Here is a 12,915-nt window from a genome sequence, read left to right as displayed (position 1 = left end):
ATGGCCAAAAGCAAATTCGAGCGCAACAAGCCGCATGTGAACATTGGCACGATTGGTCACGTTGACCATGGCAAGACGTCTTTGACGGCTGCGATCACGAAGTATTTCGGCGAGTTCCGCGCCTATGACCAGATCGACGCGGCGCCTGAGGAGAAGGCGCGCGGCATCACGATCTCGACGGCGCATGTCGAGTACGAGACGGAAGCGCGTCACTACGCGCATGTCGACTGCCCTGGCCACGCCGACTATGTGAAGAACATGATCACGGGTGCCGCGCAGATGGACGGTGCGATCCTGGTTGTTTCGGCGGCCGACGGCCCGATGCCGCAGACGCGCGAGCACATTCTTCTGGCCCGCCAGGTTGGTGTTCCGGCGATTGTTGTGTTCCTGAACAAGGTCGACCAGGTTGACGATCCGGAGCTTCTGGAGCTTGTCGAGCTYGAGGTTCGCGAGCTTCTGTCGATGTACGAGTTCCCGGGCGACGACATTCCGATCATTCCGGGTTCGGCTCTTGCGGCGCTGGAGGATTCCAACAAGGAGATCGGCGAGGACGCGGTTCGCAAGCTGATGGCCGAGGTTGACCGCTACATCCCGACGCCGGAGCGTCCGATCGACCAGCCCTTCCTGATGCCGATCGAGGACGTGTTCTCGATCTCGGGCCGCGGCACGGTTGTGACGGGTCGCGTCGAGCGCGGCATCGTGAAGGTTGGCGAGGAAGTCGAGATCGTCGGCATCCGCGCCTCGTCCAAGACCATCGTGACGGGTGTGGAGATGTTCCGCAAGCTTCTGGACCAGGGCCAGGCTGGCGACAATATCGGCGCGCTTYTGCGTGGTGTGGACCGCGAGGGCGTTGAGCGTGGTCAGGTTCTGTGCAAGCCGGGTTCGGTGAAGCCGCACACCAAGTTCAAGGCCGAGGCCTAYATTCTGACGAAGGAGGAGGGTGGCCGTCACACGCCGTTCTTACTACCGTCCGCAGTTCTACTTCCGCACGACCGACGTGACGGGTGTGGTGTCGCTTCCCGAGGGCACCGAGATGGTGATGCCGGGCGACAACGTGACGGTCGACGTCGAGCTGATCGTGCCGATCGCCATGGAAGAAAAGCTGCGCTTCGCCATTCGCGAAGGCGGCCGCACCGTCGGCGCCGGCATCGTCGCATCGATCACCGAGTAACAGGTAAGGTCTGACGCGGGCGCTGCCCGCGCCCGCGAAGGACAAGGAAGTCACGGATGAACGGACAAAATATCCGAATTCGCCTCAAAGCGTTCGACCATCGTGTCCTCGACGCTTCGACGCGCGAGATCGTTTCGACGGCAAAACGGACCGGCGCCAATGTGCGTGGGCCCATCCCGCTGCCGACGCGGATCGAGAAGTTCACGGTCAACCGCTCGCCGCACATCGACAAGAAGTCGCGCGAGCAGTTCGAGATGCGCACCCACAAGCGCCTTCTCGACATCGTTGACCCGACTCCGCAGACGGTCGACGCGCTCATGAAGCTCGATCTCGCCGCAGGTGTCGACGTGGAGATCAAGCTCTAAGGGGCAAGAAACCATGAGCCGGAGGGCATGCCCGAAGGCTCCTCTGAAAGAAGAGAGGCGGAGGGGACGATGTCCCGTCCGGGAACTCTGAAGGAAACGAACCGATGCGTTCAGGTGTAATCGCACAGAAAGTCGGGATGACCCGCGTCTACAACGACGCCGGCGAGCATGTGCCGGTCACGGTACTCCGTATGGAGAACTGCCAGGTCGTCGCGCAGCGCACCCAGGATAAGAACGGCTATACCGCGCTCCAGCTCGGTGTGGGCCTCGCCAAGGTCAAGAACACGCCGAAGGCAATGCGTGGCCACTTCGCCACCGCCTCCGTCGAGCCCAAGGCGCGGGTTGCCGAATTCCGGGTCTCGCCCGACAACCTCGTCGATATCGGCGCGGAAATCACGGTCGATCACTTCGTCGCCGGCCAGAAGGTCGACGTGACGGGGACGTCGATCGGCAAGGGCTTCCAGGGTGTCATGAAGCGCCACAATTTCGGTGGCGGTCGTGCATCTCACGGTAACTCGGTGTCGCACCGCGCGCACGGCTCGACGGGTCAGAACCAGGATCCGGGCAGGGTGTTCAAGGGCAAGAAGATGGCCGGACACATGGGTGCCACCCGTGTGACCACCCAGAACCTGGAAGTGGTCTCGACCGATGTCGACCGCGGCCTGATCCTTATTCGTGGTGCCGTTCCCGGCGCCAAGGGCTCCTGGATCATGGTGCGCGACGCCGTCAAGCAGCCGCTGCCCGACAATGCCCCGAAGCCGGCGGCGATCCGCGCGGCGGCGGCCAAGAATGAAGCTCCCGCGGCTGAAGAAGCCAAGGCGAGCGAGGGAGCCGAGTGATGGACGTGAAAGTAACCACTCTCGCTGGCAAGGATGCTGGCAAGGTCACGCTGGCTGACGAGATCTTCGGTCTCGAGCCGCGCGAGGATATCCTGCAGCGTGTGGTGCGCTGGCAGCTGGCCAAGCGCCAGCAGGGCACGCACCAGACCAAGGGCCGCGCCGACATCTCGCGCACCGGCGCCAAGATGTACCGCCAGAAGGGCACCGGTCGCGCTCGTCACTCCTCGGCGCGCGCTCCGCAGTTCCGCGGCGGTGGCAAGGCCCACGGCCCGGTCTCGCGCAGCCATGCGATCGACCTTCCCAAGAAGGTCCGCGCGCTTGGTCTGAAGCACGCGCTTTCGGCCAAGGCCAAGGCATCCGCGCTCATCGTCATCGACGATCTCGTGGTCAATGAGATCAAGACCAGGGCGTTGGTGGACAGCTTCGCCAAGCTCGGGCTTACGAATGTTCTGATGATCGGCGGCGCCGAGATTGATCAGAACTTCCGCCGCGCTGCGGCAAACATTCCGAACGTGGACGTGCTGCCCATCCAGGGCATCAATGTCTACGACATCCTGCGGCGAGGCACGCTTGTGTTGTCGAAGTCCGCGATCGAGGCTCTGGAGGAGCGGTTCAAATGACTGAACTTCGCCACTACGATGTGATCGTGAGCCCCGTCGTGACCGAGAAGTCGACGATGGCCTCCGAGAACAACCAGGTCGTTTTCAACGTCGCCAAGAAGGCGACCAAGCCCGAGATCAAGGCCGCCATCGAGGCGCTCTTCAAGGTCAAGGTGACCGGCGTCAACACGCTGGTCCGCAAGGGCAAGGTCAAGCGCTTCCGCGGAACCCGCGGGCGGCAGAGCGATGTCAAGAAGGCTGTCGTGACCCTGGCCGATGGCCATTCGATCGACGTCTCAACCGGTCTTTGAGGACGTAGAAGATGGCACTCAAGACATTCAATCCGACCACGCCCGGCCAGCGTCAGCTGGTCATCGTGGACCGCTCCGGCCTCTACAAGGGCAAGCCGGTGAAGGGCCTGACCGAGGGTCTTTCCTCCAAGGGCGGACGAAACAATGCCGGTCGCATGACGGTCCGCCATCGCGGTGGCGGTCACAAGCGTACCTATCGCATGGTCGACTTCCGCCGGCGCAAGTTTGACATGCCGGCGACCGTCGAGCGTATCGAATACGATCCGAACCGGACCGCGTTCATCGCGCTGATCAAGTACGATGATGGTGAGCTGTCCTACATCATCGCGCCGCAGCGCCTTTCGGCCGGCGACCAGGTGATTTCGGGCGAGAAGGACGTCGACGTGAAGCCCGGCAATGCGATGCCGCTGGGCGTCATGCCGGTCGGCACGATCGTGCACAATGTCGAGCTGAAGCCCGCCAAGGGCGGACAAATCGCGCGTTCGGCCGGTGCCTACGCCCAGCTGGTCGGTCGCGACCAGGGCATGGCGATCCTGCGCCTCAATTCGGGTGAGCAGCGCGTCGTTCACGGCTCCTGCATGGCCACCGTCGGTGCGGTTTCGAATTCCGATCACGGCAACACCAACGATGGCAAGGCTGGTCGTTCGCGCTGGCGTGGCCGTCGCCCCGCCAACCGCGGCGTGTCCATGAACCCTGTCGATCACCCGCATGGTGGCGGTGAAGGTCGTACGTCGGGTGGTCGTCACCCGGTGTCGCCCTGGGGTCAGCCGACCAAGGGCAAGCGGACACGGTCGAACAAGTCGACCGACAAGTTCATCATGCGCTCGCGCCATCAGCGCAAGAAGTAAGGAAAGGTAGTCCGACGTGACACGTTCTGTCTGGAAAGGCCCGTTCGTCGACGGCTTCCTGTTGAAGAAGGCCGACAAGGTGCGCGAAGGCGGCCGTAACGAGGTGATCAAGATCTGGAGCCGCCGTTCTACGGTCCTGCCCCAGTTCGTCGGTCTTACCTTCGGCGTCTACAACGGCCAAAAGCACATCCCGGTCTCCGTTTCCGAGGAGATGGTGGGCCACAAATTCGGCGAATTCGCTCCGACCCGGACCTATTACGGTCATGGCGCGGACAAGAAGGCTAAGAGGAAGTAATCATGGGCAAGGCCAAGGCTCCGCGCAGGCTTGCGGATAACGAGGCGCGTGCGGTTGCCCGCACGCTCCGCGTCAGCCCGCAGAAGCTCAACCTGGTTGCCGCCATGATCCGCGGCAAGTCGGTTGCTACCGCGCTGACCGATCTGGAATTTTCGCGCAAGCGGATCGCCGGCACGGTCAGGAAGACGCTGGAATCGGCAATCGCCAATGCCGAGAACAATCACGGCTTGGACGTGGATGCTCTCGTTGTGGCCGAGGCCTATGTCGGCAAGTCGATCGTGATGAAGCGGTTCCACGCACGTGGCCGCGGTCGCGCCAGCCGCATCGAGAAGCCGTTCTCGCATCTGACCATCGTCGTGCGCGAACTAGAAGAAGTGGAGGCCGCCTGATGGGCCAGAAAATCAATCCGATCGGTCTTCGGCTCGGCATCAACCGCACCTGGGACTCGCGCTGGTTCGCCAATACGGGCGAGTACGGCAAGCTCCTGCACGAGGATCTGAAGATCCGTGAGTACCTCGAGAAGGAACTCAAGCAGGCCGCCGTCTCCAAGATCGTGATCGAGCGTCCGCACAAGAAGTGCCGCGTGACCATTCATGCGGCGCGCCCGGGCCTCATCATCGGCAAGAAGGGCGCCGACATCGAGAAGCTTCGCAAGAAGCTGACCGACATGACCAAGGTCGACACGCACCTCAACATCGTCGAGGTCCGCAAGCCCGAGATCGACGCCACGCTGATCGCGCAGTCCATCGCGCAGCAGCTGGAGCGCCGCGTTGCCTTCCGCCGCGCCATGAAGCGTGCCGTTCAGTCGGCCATGCGTCTGGGCGCCGAGGGCATCCGCATCAACTGCTCCGGCCGTCTCGGCGGTGCCGAGATCGCGCGCATGGAGTGGTATCGCGAAGGTCGCGTTCCGCTGCACACGCTGCGCGCCGATGTCGATTACGGTCGTGCCGAGGCAAAGACCGCTTACGGTATCTGTGGCGTCAAGGTCTGGGTGTTCAAGGGCGAGATCCTCGAGCATGACCCGATGGCCTCCGAGCGCCGCGCCATCGAGGGCGATCAGGGCGGCAACCGCCGCCGCGAGAACGCCTGAGCTGGCTGAACATTTGGAGAATTAAGAGATGCTGCAGCCTAAGCGCACAAAGTTCCGCAAGCAGTTCAAGGGCCGTATCCACGGCCTGGCGAAGGGCGGCACGGACCTCAATTTCGGTGGCTTCGGACTGAAGGCGCTGGAACCCAACCGCGTCACCGCGCGCGAGATCGAGGCAGCCCGCCGCGCCATCACGCGCTTCATGAAGCGCCAGGGCCGTGTGTGGATCCGCGTCTTCCCCGACCTGCCGGTCACATCCAAGCCGACCGAGGTCCGCATGGGTAAGGGCAAGGGTTCGGTCGACTACTGGGCCGCGCGCGTAAAGCCCGGCCGCATCATGTTCGAGATCGACGGCGTTGCCGAGGATGTCGCACGTGAGGCGCTGCGCCTCGGCGCTGCCAAGCTCTCGGTCAAGACGCGCTTCGTACAGCGCATCGCGGAATAGGAAAGGACGAGCGTCATGAAGGCTTCCGACGTGAGGTCCAAGACCCCTGATGAGCTGGCCGACGAACTGGCCGCGCTCAAGAAGGAGCAGTTCAACCTTCGCTTTCAGAGAGCGACGGGGCAGCTGGAGAAAACCGCGCGCATCCGGCAGGTTCGCCGTGACATTGCGCGTATCAAGACGATTGCGGCCGAAAAGTCGGCCGACAAGAAGGCGTAAGGACGAACAACATGCCAAAGCGCGTAATGCAGGGCACCGTCGTCAGCGACAAGAATGACAAGACGGTCGTCGTCAAGATCGAACGGCGCTTCACCCACCCGGTGATGAAGAAGACCGTGCGCATGTCGAAGAAGTACCAGGCGCATGACGAAAGCAATGCGTGCAAGGTCGGCGATATCGTCCTGATCCAGGAGGCTGCACCCATGTCGAAGAACAAGCGTTGGGTCGTGGTCACCGAGGCTCAGGCCGAATAACGGAACAACGAAAGTCATCCGGGCAGGGAACTGGACCCCTGTCGGTAGAGAAGAAGAAGGCGGCCAGTCATGATTCAGATGCAGACAAACCTTGACGTCGCGGACAATTCCGGCGCCCGTCGTGTTATGTGCATCAAGGTGCTGGGCGGCTCGAAGCGGAAATACGCTTCCGTGGGCGACATCATCGTGGTGTCGGTCAAGGAAGCCATCCCGCGCGGCCGCGTCAAGAAGGGCGACGTGATGAAGGCGGTCGTGGTTCGCACGGCCAAGGACATTCGCCGCGCCGACGGCAGCGTGATCCGATTCGACAAGAATGCGGCCGTGCTGGTCGACAACAAGAAGGAGCCGGTGGGCACCCGTATCTTCGGTCCTGTGCCGCGCGAACTGCGCGCCAAGAACCACATGAAGATCATCTCGCTGGCACCGGAAGTGCTGTAAGGAGCCGGAAAGATGCAGAAGATTCGCAAGGGCGACAAGGTCGTCGTCTTGGCCGGCAAGGACAAGGGCCGCACCGGCGAGGTCGTCAGGGTTATGCCCAAGGACGACAAGGCCCTGGTACGCGGCATCAACATGGTCGTGCGTCACCAGCGCCAGTCGGCCAATCAGGAAGGCGGCATCATCCGCAAGGAAGCGCCGATCCATCTGTCGAACATCGCGATCGCCGATCCCAAGGACGGCAAGCCGACCCGCGTCGGTTTCGAGATCCGCGACGGCGGCAAGGTGCGCGTCGCCAAGCGCTCGGGAGAAGTGATCAATGGCTGACACCAAATACGAACCGCGGATGAAGACCCTTTACCGGGACACGATCCGCAGCGCGATGACCGAGCAGTTCGGGTATGCGAACGAGCTTCAGGTTCCGCGCATCGACAAGGTCGTCATCAACATGGGTGTTGGCGAAGCGACCGCCGATTCCAAGAAGCCTTCGGTGGCGGCCGAGGACCTGACGATGATTGCCGGCCAGAAGGCCGTCATCACCAAGGCCCGCAAGTCGATCGCCGGCTTCAAGGTGCGCGAGTTCATGCCGATCGGTGCCAAGGTCACCCTTCGCCAGGACCGCATGTACGAATTTCTGGACCGCCTGGTCACCATCGCGCTGCCGCGCGTGCGTGACTTTCGCGGCCTGAACCCAAAGAGCTTCGACGGCCGCGGCAATTTTGCCATGGGCGTCAAGGAGCACATCGTGTTCCCCGAGATCAATTACGACAAGGTCGATCAGATCTGGGGAATGGACATCATCGTTTGTACGACCGCGAAGACGGACGACGAGGCCCGGGCGCTGCTCACGGCTTTCAACTTCCCCTTCCGCCGGTAACGGCAGCGAGAAAAGGACAGGCATAGACATGGCCAAGACAAGTGCAGTCGAGAAGGACAAGAAGCGCCGGCAGATGGTCCACCGCTTTGCCGCCAAGCGCGCGGAGCTGAAGAAGATCATCATGGACCAGACCAATCCGATGGAAGAGCGTTTCCGCGCTCAGTTGGAACTGGCCGCCCTGCCGCGCAACTCGTCCAAGACCCGCGTTCGCAATCGTTGCGAGGTCACCGGTCGCCCGCGCGCTTATTATCGCAAGCTGAAGATGAGCCGTATTGCGCTGAGGGAACTCGGCAATAGCGGCCTCATCCCCGGTCTTGTGAAGTCGAGCTGGTAAGGAGTCGGGAACATGGCACTAAGTGATCCCCTCGGCGATATGCTGACACGCATCCGCAACGCCTACGGCCGCCGGAAGACCAAGGTCTCCACCCCGGCCTCCAAGCTGCGCGCCCGCGTTCTCGACGTGATGAAGTCGGAAGGCTACATCCGTGACTATAGCCAGACCGATTTCGATAACGGCAAGTCCGAGATCGAGATCGAGCTGAAATATTTCGACGGTGAGCCGGTGATTCGCGAGATCGCTCGCGTCTCCAAGCCGGGCCGCCGCGTCTACGTGTCGGTCAAGTCGATCCCCAATGTCGCCAACGGCCTTGGCGTCTCCATCCTGTCCACGCCGAAGGGCGTGATGGCGGATCACGAGGCGCGCGAGCAGAATGTCGGCGGGGAAATTCTCTGCCGGATCTTCTGATCTGGTCGGCTGAAAAACAAGAAGCGAGGACACGAACATGTCTCGTATCGGTAAGAGACCGATCGCCGTGCCCAAGGGCGTGACGGCGAGTGTGGACGGCCAGACCGTCACCGCGAAGGGCCCGAAGGGCGAACTGAAGTTTCTCGTCAATGACGAGGTTCTGGTGAAGATGGAAGACGGCGCCGTTTCCGTCGAGCCTAAGGATCAGTCCAAGGACGCACGCTCCAAGTGGGGCATGTCCCGGACCCAGATCCAGAACATCTTCGATGGCGTGGCAAACGGTTACGAGCGCAAGCTCGAGATCACCGGCGTGGGTTATCGCGCGGCGATGCAGGGCAAGAATCTGCAGCTGGCGCTTGGCTTCAGCCACGATGTGGTCTACGAGGCGCGCGAAGGTGTCACCATCGCCGTGCCGAAGCCGACCGAAATCGTCGTGAGCGGCATCGACAAGCAGGTTGTCGGCCAGACCGCCTCGGAGATTCGCGCATACCGGCCGCCGGAGCCCTACAAGGGCAAGGGCGTGCGCTATGCGAATGAGCGAATCCTCCGCAAGGAAGGCAAGAAGAAGTAGGGACTGCACGTCATGGCTACGAAGAGTTCGATTGTTCGCCGCGCCACCCGCGTGCGCAAACAGGTCAAGAAAGTTGCCGGCGAGCGTCCGCGCCTGTCGGTTTATCGCTCGTCCAAGAATATCTATGTCCAGATCATCGACGACGCGAAAGGTCACACCCTCGCTGCCGCTTCGACCCTGGACAAGGATCTCAAGGGCTCGCTCAAGACGGGTGCCGATACGTCGGCTGCCGTCGAGGTCGGCAAGCTGATTGCCGAGCGCGCGAAGAAGGCGGGTGTCTCCCAGGTCGTGTTCGACCGCGGGCCGTACATCTACCATGGCCGCGTCAAGGCGCTGGCCGACGCCGCTCGGGAGGGCGGGCTGAGCTTCTGAACCGCGGCGGGCGCAACAGGCGCCCGATCGCATTTTCAATCTGTGCTTCCGGAAAAGAATAAGGATCAGGGCAATGGCACAAGACCGCAGAGAGGGTCGCGGACGCGACCGCGAGGAGCGCGACAGCGAATTTGTCGACAAGCTCGTTCACATCAACCGCGTTGCCAAGGTGGTCAAGGGTGGCCGTCGTTTCGGCTTCGCTGCGCTCGTCGTCGTGGGTGACCAGAAGGGCCGTGTCGGCTTCGGTCATGGCAAGGCGCGCGAAGTGCCGGAGGCGATCCGCAAGGCTACCGAGAGTGCCAAGCGCGACATGATCTTCGTGCCGCTGCGCTCGGGTCGTACCCTGCACCATGACGTGCATGGCCGCCATGGAGCCGGCAAGGTTCTGCTGCGCACCGCCAAGGCCGGTACCGGCATCATCGCGGGCGGCCCCATGCGCGCCGTCTTCGAAACGCTCGGCATGCACGACGTCGTTGCCAAGTCGATGGGATCTTCCAATCCCTACAACATGGTGCGCGCGACTTTCGACGCGCTGAAGCGGCAGATGCATCCCAAGGACATCGCTGCCCAGCGTGGCATCAAGTACTCGACGCTCCAGACGCGCCGTGGCGGCGCCGTTGCGGCCGAGGAATAGGCGCCCAGAGCGGAGACAGAACAATGGCTAGCAGCAAGGGCAAGACCCTGGTTGTCGAACAGATCGGCAGCCCCATTCGTCGGTCGCCCGACCAGCGTCAGACGCTGATCGGTCTCGGCCTCAACAAGATGCATCGCCGTCGCACGCTGGAGGATACTCCTTCCGTGCGTGGCATGATCGCCAAGGTCAACCACCTCGTCCGCGTCGTGGACGAGGCTTGAGCAGCGCGGGAGCAACGTTATGAAACTCAACGAACTGCACGACCGCGAAGGCGCGAATCAGTCGCGCAAGCGCGTTGGCCGCGGAATTGGCTCGGGCTCCGGCAAGACCGGTGGTCGCGGCGTCAAGGGCCAGAGCTCGCGTTCCGGCGTGGCGCTCAACGGCTTCGAGGGCGGCCAGATGCCGATCTATCGGCGCCTGCCCAAGCGCGGCTTCAAGAACATCTTCGGCAAGGACTTCAATGAAGTCTCGCTGGCTCGCATCCAGACGGCAATCGATGCCAAGAAGCTCGACGCCAAGGAGACGGTGACGACCGAAGCGCTGATCAAGGCCGGCGTCGTGCGCCGCGCCAAGGACGGCGTTCGCATCCTTTCCGGCGGCGAACTCAAGGCCAAGGTCACTTTCGAAGTGGCTGGTGCCTCCAAGGCCGCGATCGAGAAGATCGAGAAGGCCGGCGGCAGCATCAAGCTGCCCGAAAAGGAAGCGTCCGCCGAAGCGTGACGAAATGTCGAGCCGGGGCTACACGCCCCGGCTTGCATATCGGCGGTCTGAGCCTTATCTCGGGTCGGTCGTTCTGCGCGGGGGAGGCACTGCGCGAGATCTCGACGCGATAGACAGAAGGACCTGCGGCGCGAAACGTCGCCCGTCCTCTTTCGGAGAATTCTTCATGGCATCGGCGGCAGAACAACTTGCGGCGAACCTGAACTTTTCGGCCTTCGCCAAGGCCGAGGACCTCAAGAAGCGAATCTGGTTCACGCTGGGTGCCCTGATCGTCTACCGCATCGGTACCTATATCCCGATGCCCGGTATCAATCCTCTGGCCTTCGCGCAGGCCTTCGAGCAGCAGTCGGGCGGCGTGCTCGGCATGTTCAACATGTTCGCCGGCGGCGCCGTGGAGCGCATGGCGATCTTCGCGCTGGGCATCATGCCCTATATCTCCGCCTCCATTATCATGCAGCTCATGACGGCCGTCGTGCCGACATTGGAGCAGCTGAAGAAGGAAGGCGAGCAGGGCCGCAAGATCATCAACCAGTACACGCGCTACGGCACCGTGCTGCTGGCCACCGTCCAGGCCTACGGCATTGCCGTGGGGCTGGAGACCGGCCAGGACATCGTTACCGATCCGGGCTGGTTCTTCCGTATTTCCGCTGTCATCACGCTGGTCGGCGGCACCATGTTCCTGATGTGGCTCGGCGAGCAGATCACGGCACGCGGTCTCGGCAACGGCATCTCCCTGATCATTTTTGCGGGCATCGTGGCGGGCCTTCCGTCAGCGATCGCCGGTACGCTTGAACTCGGCCGCACCGGTGCGCTTTCGACCGCGCTCATCATCGCGATTCTCCTGCTGGCCTTCGTGCTGATCGGCGTGATCGTGTTCTTCGAACGGGCCCAGAGGCGCCTTCTGATCCAGTATCCGAAGCGCCAGGTCGGCAACCGGATGTTCCAGGGCGATACCTCGCACCTGCCGCTGAAGCTGAACACGGCCGGCGTCATCCCGCCGATCTTCGCCTCCTCGCTTCTGCTTCTGCCCGCGACGCTGGCCGGCTTCTCCGACACCACGCAGCTGCCCGGATGGGCCGCGACGGTCCTGGCGACGCTCGGCCACGGTCAGCCGCTCTACATGCTGTTTTATGCCGGCATGATCGCCTTCTTCGCTTTCTTCTACACGGCCATCGTCTTCAACCCGAAGGACACCGCCGACAATCTGAAGAAGCATTCTGGCTTCATTCCCGGCTATCGTCCCGGTGAGCGCACGGCCGAGTACATCGATTACGTGCTGACCCGCATCACGGTCGTCGGCGCGCTCTACCTGGTCGTTGTATGCCTCATTCCCGAGTTTCTGATCTCGGCGACCGGCGTACCTTTCTATCTGGGTGGTACATCGCTGCTCATCGTGGTCAGCGTCACGCTCGATACCGTGGCGCAGACGCAGGGCCATCTGATCGCCCATCAGTATGAGGGGCTGATCAAGAAGTCGAAGTTGCGTGGAGGAAGACGGGGACGATGAGGCTTATACTGCTCGGACCGCCGGGAGCCGGCAAGGGGACACAGGCCGCCAGACTGGTCGAGAAGCACGGGATTCCGCAATTGTCGACGGGCGACATGCTGCGTTCCGCTGTTGCCAATGGCACCGATATTGGCCGCAAGGCGAAGTCGATCATGGATTCGGGAGGGCTGGTTTCCGACGATGTCGTGAACCAGATCGTTTCGGAGCGCATCGACGAGCCGGACGCCGCAAAGGGGTTCATCCTCGATGGATTTCCGCGCACCGTCGCGCAGGCCGAGGCGCTGACGGCCATGCTGGCCGACAAGGGCATCTCGCTTGATGCCGTGATCGAGCTCAAGGTCGTCGAAGACGAGCTGGTCAAGCGCATCGAGAAGCGTGCGGCCGAGACCGCCGCTGCGGGCGGAAAGGTGAGGGCGGACGATAATGCCGACTCCTTCCGCACCCGCCTCGAGGAATACCGGAACAAGACTGCGCCGCTGTCGGCCTATTACGAGCGACAGGGCGAGCTGAAGACCGTGGACGGCATGGCCGACATGGACGTCGTCACCGCGGAGATCGAGAAGATCCTGCAGGGCGTCAGGGTCTGAAGCGACAGAGGTTGACGGATCGGCCGGACTGGACTAT

Annotated in this window: 23 protein-coding genes and 1 pseudogene; all 24 read left to right on the top strand. The window is 62.5% G+C overall.

The features are described from left to right. Positions 1 to 1,171, top strand: a pseudogene (tuf, locus tag GRZ55_RS12790) (elongation factor Tu); the annotation flags it as partial. A gap of 56 nt (positions 1,172 to 1,227) precedes the next feature. Next, entirely contained in the window at positions 1,228 to 1,536 is a 309-nt protein-coding gene (rpsJ, locus tag GRZ55_RS12785; protein WP_007066362.1) for a 30S ribosomal protein S10, read from the top strand. 104 nt (positions 1,537 to 1,640) lie between these two features. Further along, entirely contained in the window at positions 1,641 to 2,375 is a 735-nt protein-coding gene (rplC, locus tag GRZ55_RS12780) for a 50S ribosomal protein L3 (RefSeq protein ID WP_169287307.1), read from the top strand. Next, positions 2,375 to 2,995 (top strand): 50S ribosomal protein L4, encoded by a 621-nt coding sequence (gene rplD, locus GRZ55_RS12775; protein ID WP_169287306.1) that lies wholly within the window; start codon positions 2,375 to 2,377, stop codon positions 2,993 to 2,995. The genes rplC and rplD overlap by 1 nt, the downstream gene beginning before the upstream one ends. Then, the gene (locus GRZ55_RS12770; RefSeq protein WP_169287305.1) at positions 2,992 to 3,285 is read left to right on the top strand and encodes a 50S ribosomal protein L23; all 294 of its coding nucleotides are present in this window, start codon (positions 2,992 to 2,994) and stop codon (positions 3,283 to 3,285) included. Before rplD ends, GRZ55_RS12770 begins: the two co-directional genes overlap by 4 nt. Before the next feature lie 11 nt (positions 3,286 to 3,296). Next, positions 3,297 to 4,133, top strand: coding sequence for a 50S ribosomal protein L2 (gene rplB / locus GRZ55_RS12765; protein WP_169287304.1), 837 nt, complete (start codon positions 3,297 to 3,299; stop codon positions 4,131 to 4,133). 16 nt (positions 4,134 to 4,149) lie between these two features. Next, entirely contained in the window at positions 4,150 to 4,428 is a 279-nt protein-coding gene (gene rpsS / locus GRZ55_RS12760; RefSeq protein ID WP_169287303.1) for a 30S ribosomal protein S19, read from the top strand. Between the two features lie 2 nt (positions 4,429 to 4,430). Beyond that, a complete protein-coding gene (gene rplV, locus GRZ55_RS12755) occupies positions 4,431 to 4,817 on the top strand; it encodes a 50S ribosomal protein L22 (RefSeq protein ID WP_169287302.1) in 387 nt (128 codons plus the stop codon). Further along, the gene (rpsC, locus tag GRZ55_RS12750) at positions 4,817 to 5,518 is read left to right on the top strand and encodes a 30S ribosomal protein S3 (protein WP_169287301.1); all 702 of its coding nucleotides are present in this window, start codon (positions 4,817 to 4,819) and stop codon (positions 5,516 to 5,518) included. Before rplV ends, rpsC begins: the two co-directional genes overlap by 1 nt. 28 nt (positions 5,519 to 5,546) lie before the next feature. Continuing rightward, positions 5,547 to 5,960: a 50S ribosomal protein L16 gene (rplP, locus tag GRZ55_RS12745; protein ID WP_169287300.1), complete on the top strand. Its 414-nt coding sequence runs from the start codon at positions 5,547 to 5,549 to the stop codon at positions 5,958 to 5,960. A gap of 15 nt (positions 5,961 to 5,975) precedes the next feature. Beyond that, a complete protein-coding gene (gene rpmC, locus GRZ55_RS12740; RefSeq protein ID WP_169287299.1) occupies positions 5,976 to 6,176 on the top strand; it encodes a 50S ribosomal protein L29 in 201 nt (66 codons plus the stop codon). Positions 6,177 to 6,187: 11 nt separating this feature from the next. After that, on the top strand, positions 6,188 to 6,430 hold the full coding sequence (gene rpsQ, locus GRZ55_RS12735) for a 30S ribosomal protein S17 (protein WP_169287298.1): 243 nt from the start codon (positions 6,188 to 6,190) through the stop codon (positions 6,428 to 6,430). 69 nt (positions 6,431 to 6,499) lie between these two features. Further along, positions 6,500 to 6,868 carry a 50S ribosomal protein L14 gene (gene rplN, locus GRZ55_RS12730; RefSeq protein WP_007009523.1) on the top strand — a complete coding sequence of 123 codons (369 nt, stop codon included), beginning with the start codon at positions 6,500 to 6,502 and terminating at the stop codon, positions 6,866 to 6,868. Between the two features lie 12 nt (positions 6,869 to 6,880). Continuing rightward, positions 6,881 to 7,192 carry a 50S ribosomal protein L24 gene (gene rplX / locus GRZ55_RS12725; RefSeq protein WP_169287297.1) on the top strand — a complete coding sequence of 104 codons (312 nt, stop codon included), beginning with the start codon at positions 6,881 to 6,883 and terminating at the stop codon, positions 7,190 to 7,192. Further along, entirely contained in the window at positions 7,185 to 7,742 is a 558-nt protein-coding gene (rplE, locus tag GRZ55_RS12720) for a 50S ribosomal protein L5 (RefSeq protein ID WP_169287296.1), read from the top strand. The genes rplX and rplE overlap by 8 nt, the downstream gene beginning before the upstream one ends. Positions 7,743 to 7,770: 28 nt before the next feature. Then, positions 7,771 to 8,076: a 30S ribosomal protein S14 gene (rpsN, locus tag GRZ55_RS12715; protein WP_169287295.1), complete on the top strand. Its 306-nt coding sequence runs from the start codon at positions 7,771 to 7,773 to the stop codon at positions 8,074 to 8,076. Positions 8,077 to 8,088: 12 nt separating this feature from the next. Continuing rightward, on the top strand, positions 8,089 to 8,487 hold the full coding sequence (rpsH, locus tag GRZ55_RS12710) for a 30S ribosomal protein S8 (protein ID WP_169287294.1): 399 nt from the start codon (positions 8,089 to 8,091) through the stop codon (positions 8,485 to 8,487). A 37-nt stretch (positions 8,488 to 8,524) separates the two neighbouring features. Next, positions 8,525 to 9,058: a 50S ribosomal protein L6 gene (gene rplF / locus GRZ55_RS12705; protein WP_169287293.1), complete on the top strand. Its 534-nt coding sequence runs from the start codon at positions 8,525 to 8,527 to the stop codon at positions 9,056 to 9,058. 12 nt (positions 9,059 to 9,070) lie between these two features. Then, positions 9,071 to 9,430, top strand: coding sequence for a 50S ribosomal protein L18 (gene rplR / locus GRZ55_RS12700; RefSeq protein WP_169287292.1), 360 nt, complete (start codon positions 9,071 to 9,073; stop codon positions 9,428 to 9,430). Between the two features lie 73 nt (positions 9,431 to 9,503). Beyond that, the gene (rpsE, locus tag GRZ55_RS12695; protein ID WP_169287291.1) at positions 9,504 to 10,064 is read left to right on the top strand and encodes a 30S ribosomal protein S5; all 561 of its coding nucleotides are present in this window, start codon (positions 9,504 to 9,506) and stop codon (positions 10,062 to 10,064) included. Positions 10,065 to 10,087: 23 nt separating this feature from the next. After that, entirely contained in the window at positions 10,088 to 10,285 is a 198-nt protein-coding gene (gene rpmD / locus GRZ55_RS12690) for a 50S ribosomal protein L30 (protein ID WP_169287290.1), read from the top strand. Positions 10,286 to 10,304: 19 nt separating this feature from the next. Continuing rightward, on the top strand, positions 10,305 to 10,784 hold the full coding sequence (gene rplO / locus GRZ55_RS12685; protein ID WP_169287289.1) for a 50S ribosomal protein L15: 480 nt from the start codon (positions 10,305 to 10,307) through the stop codon (positions 10,782 to 10,784). Between the two features lie 166 nt (positions 10,785 to 10,950). Beyond that, positions 10,951 to 12,291 (top strand): preprotein translocase subunit SecY, encoded by a 1,341-nt coding sequence (gene secY, locus GRZ55_RS12680; RefSeq protein ID WP_169287288.1) that lies wholly within the window; start codon positions 10,951 to 10,953, stop codon positions 12,289 to 12,291. Then, on the top strand, positions 12,288 to 12,878 hold the full coding sequence (locus GRZ55_RS12675; RefSeq protein WP_169287287.1) for an adenylate kinase: 591 nt from the start codon (positions 12,288 to 12,290) through the stop codon (positions 12,876 to 12,878). Before secY ends, GRZ55_RS12675 begins: the two co-directional genes overlap by 4 nt. Positions 12,879 to 12,915 lie beyond the last annotated feature (37 nt).

The organism is Chelativorans sp. ZYF759 (genome assembly GCF_012911015.1).
In the GTDB taxonomy this organism is placed as follows: domain Bacteria; phylum Pseudomonadota; class Alphaproteobacteria; order Rhizobiales; family Rhizobiaceae; genus ZYF759.
The sequence above is the reverse complement of the archived record's forward strand: the minus strand, read 5'-3'. Positions and strand labels throughout refer to the sequence as shown.

What these genes read in the sequence shown, in the direction of transcription:
- rpsJ (WP_007066362.1), top strand. Translation starts at nt 1,228, where the DNA reads ATGAACGGACAAAATATCCGAATTCGCCTCAAAGCGTTCGACCATCGT.
- rplC (WP_169287307.1), top strand. Translation starts at nt 1,641, where the DNA reads ATGCGTTCAGGTGTAATCGCACAGAAAGTCGGGATGACCCGCGTCTAC.
- rplD (WP_169287306.1), top strand. Translation starts at nt 2,375, where the DNA reads ATGGACGTGAAAGTAACCACTCTCGCTGGCAAGGATGCTGGCAAGGTC.
- GRZ55_RS12770 (WP_169287305.1), top strand. Translation starts at nt 2,992, where the DNA reads ATGACTGAACTTCGCCACTACGATGTGATCGTGAGCCCCGTCGTGACC.
- rplB (WP_169287304.1), top strand. Translation starts at nt 3,297, where the DNA reads ATGGCACTCAAGACATTCAATCCGACCACGCCCGGCCAGCGTCAGCTG.
- rplV (WP_169287302.1), top strand. Translation starts at nt 4,431, where the DNA reads ATGGGCAAGGCCAAGGCTCCGCGCAGGCTTGCGGATAACGAGGCGCGT.
- rpsC (WP_169287301.1), top strand. Translation starts at nt 4,817, where the DNA reads ATGGGCCAGAAAATCAATCCGATCGGTCTTCGGCTCGGCATCAACCGC.
- rplP (WP_169287300.1), top strand. Translation starts at nt 5,547, where the DNA reads ATGCTGCAGCCTAAGCGCACAAAGTTCCGCAAGCAGTTCAAGGGCCGT.
- rpmC (WP_169287299.1), top strand. Translation starts at nt 5,976, where the DNA reads ATGAAGGCTTCCGACGTGAGGTCCAAGACCCCTGATGAGCTGGCCGAC.
- rpsQ (WP_169287298.1), top strand. Translation starts at nt 6,188, where the DNA reads ATGCCAAAGCGCGTAATGCAGGGCACCGTCGTCAGCGACAAGAATGAC.
- rplN (WP_007009523.1), top strand. Translation starts at nt 6,500, where the DNA reads ATGATTCAGATGCAGACAAACCTTGACGTCGCGGACAATTCCGGCGCC.
- rplX (WP_169287297.1), top strand. Translation starts at nt 6,881, where the DNA reads ATGCAGAAGATTCGCAAGGGCGACAAGGTCGTCGTCTTGGCCGGCAAG.
- rplE (WP_169287296.1), top strand. Translation starts at nt 7,185, where the DNA reads ATGGCTGACACCAAATACGAACCGCGGATGAAGACCCTTTACCGGGAC.
- rpsN (WP_169287295.1), top strand. Translation starts at nt 7,771, where the DNA reads ATGGCCAAGACAAGTGCAGTCGAGAAGGACAAGAAGCGCCGGCAGATG.
- rpsH (WP_169287294.1), top strand. Translation starts at nt 8,089, where the DNA reads ATGGCACTAAGTGATCCCCTCGGCGATATGCTGACACGCATCCGCAAC.
- rplF (WP_169287293.1), top strand. Translation starts at nt 8,525, where the DNA reads ATGTCTCGTATCGGTAAGAGACCGATCGCCGTGCCCAAGGGCGTGACG.
- rplR (WP_169287292.1), top strand. Translation starts at nt 9,071, where the DNA reads ATGGCTACGAAGAGTTCGATTGTTCGCCGCGCCACCCGCGTGCGCAAA.
- rpsE (WP_169287291.1), top strand. Translation starts at nt 9,504, where the DNA reads ATGGCACAAGACCGCAGAGAGGGTCGCGGACGCGACCGCGAGGAGCGC.
- rpmD (WP_169287290.1), top strand. Translation starts at nt 10,088, where the DNA reads ATGGCTAGCAGCAAGGGCAAGACCCTGGTTGTCGAACAGATCGGCAGC.
- rplO (WP_169287289.1), top strand. Translation starts at nt 10,305, where the DNA reads ATGAAACTCAACGAACTGCACGACCGCGAAGGCGCGAATCAGTCGCGC.
- secY (WP_169287288.1), top strand. Translation starts at nt 10,951, where the DNA reads ATGGCATCGGCGGCAGAACAACTTGCGGCGAACCTGAACTTTTCGGCC.
- GRZ55_RS12675 (WP_169287287.1), top strand. Translation starts at nt 12,288, where the DNA reads ATGAGGCTTATACTGCTCGGACCGCCGGGAGCCGGCAAGGGGACACAG.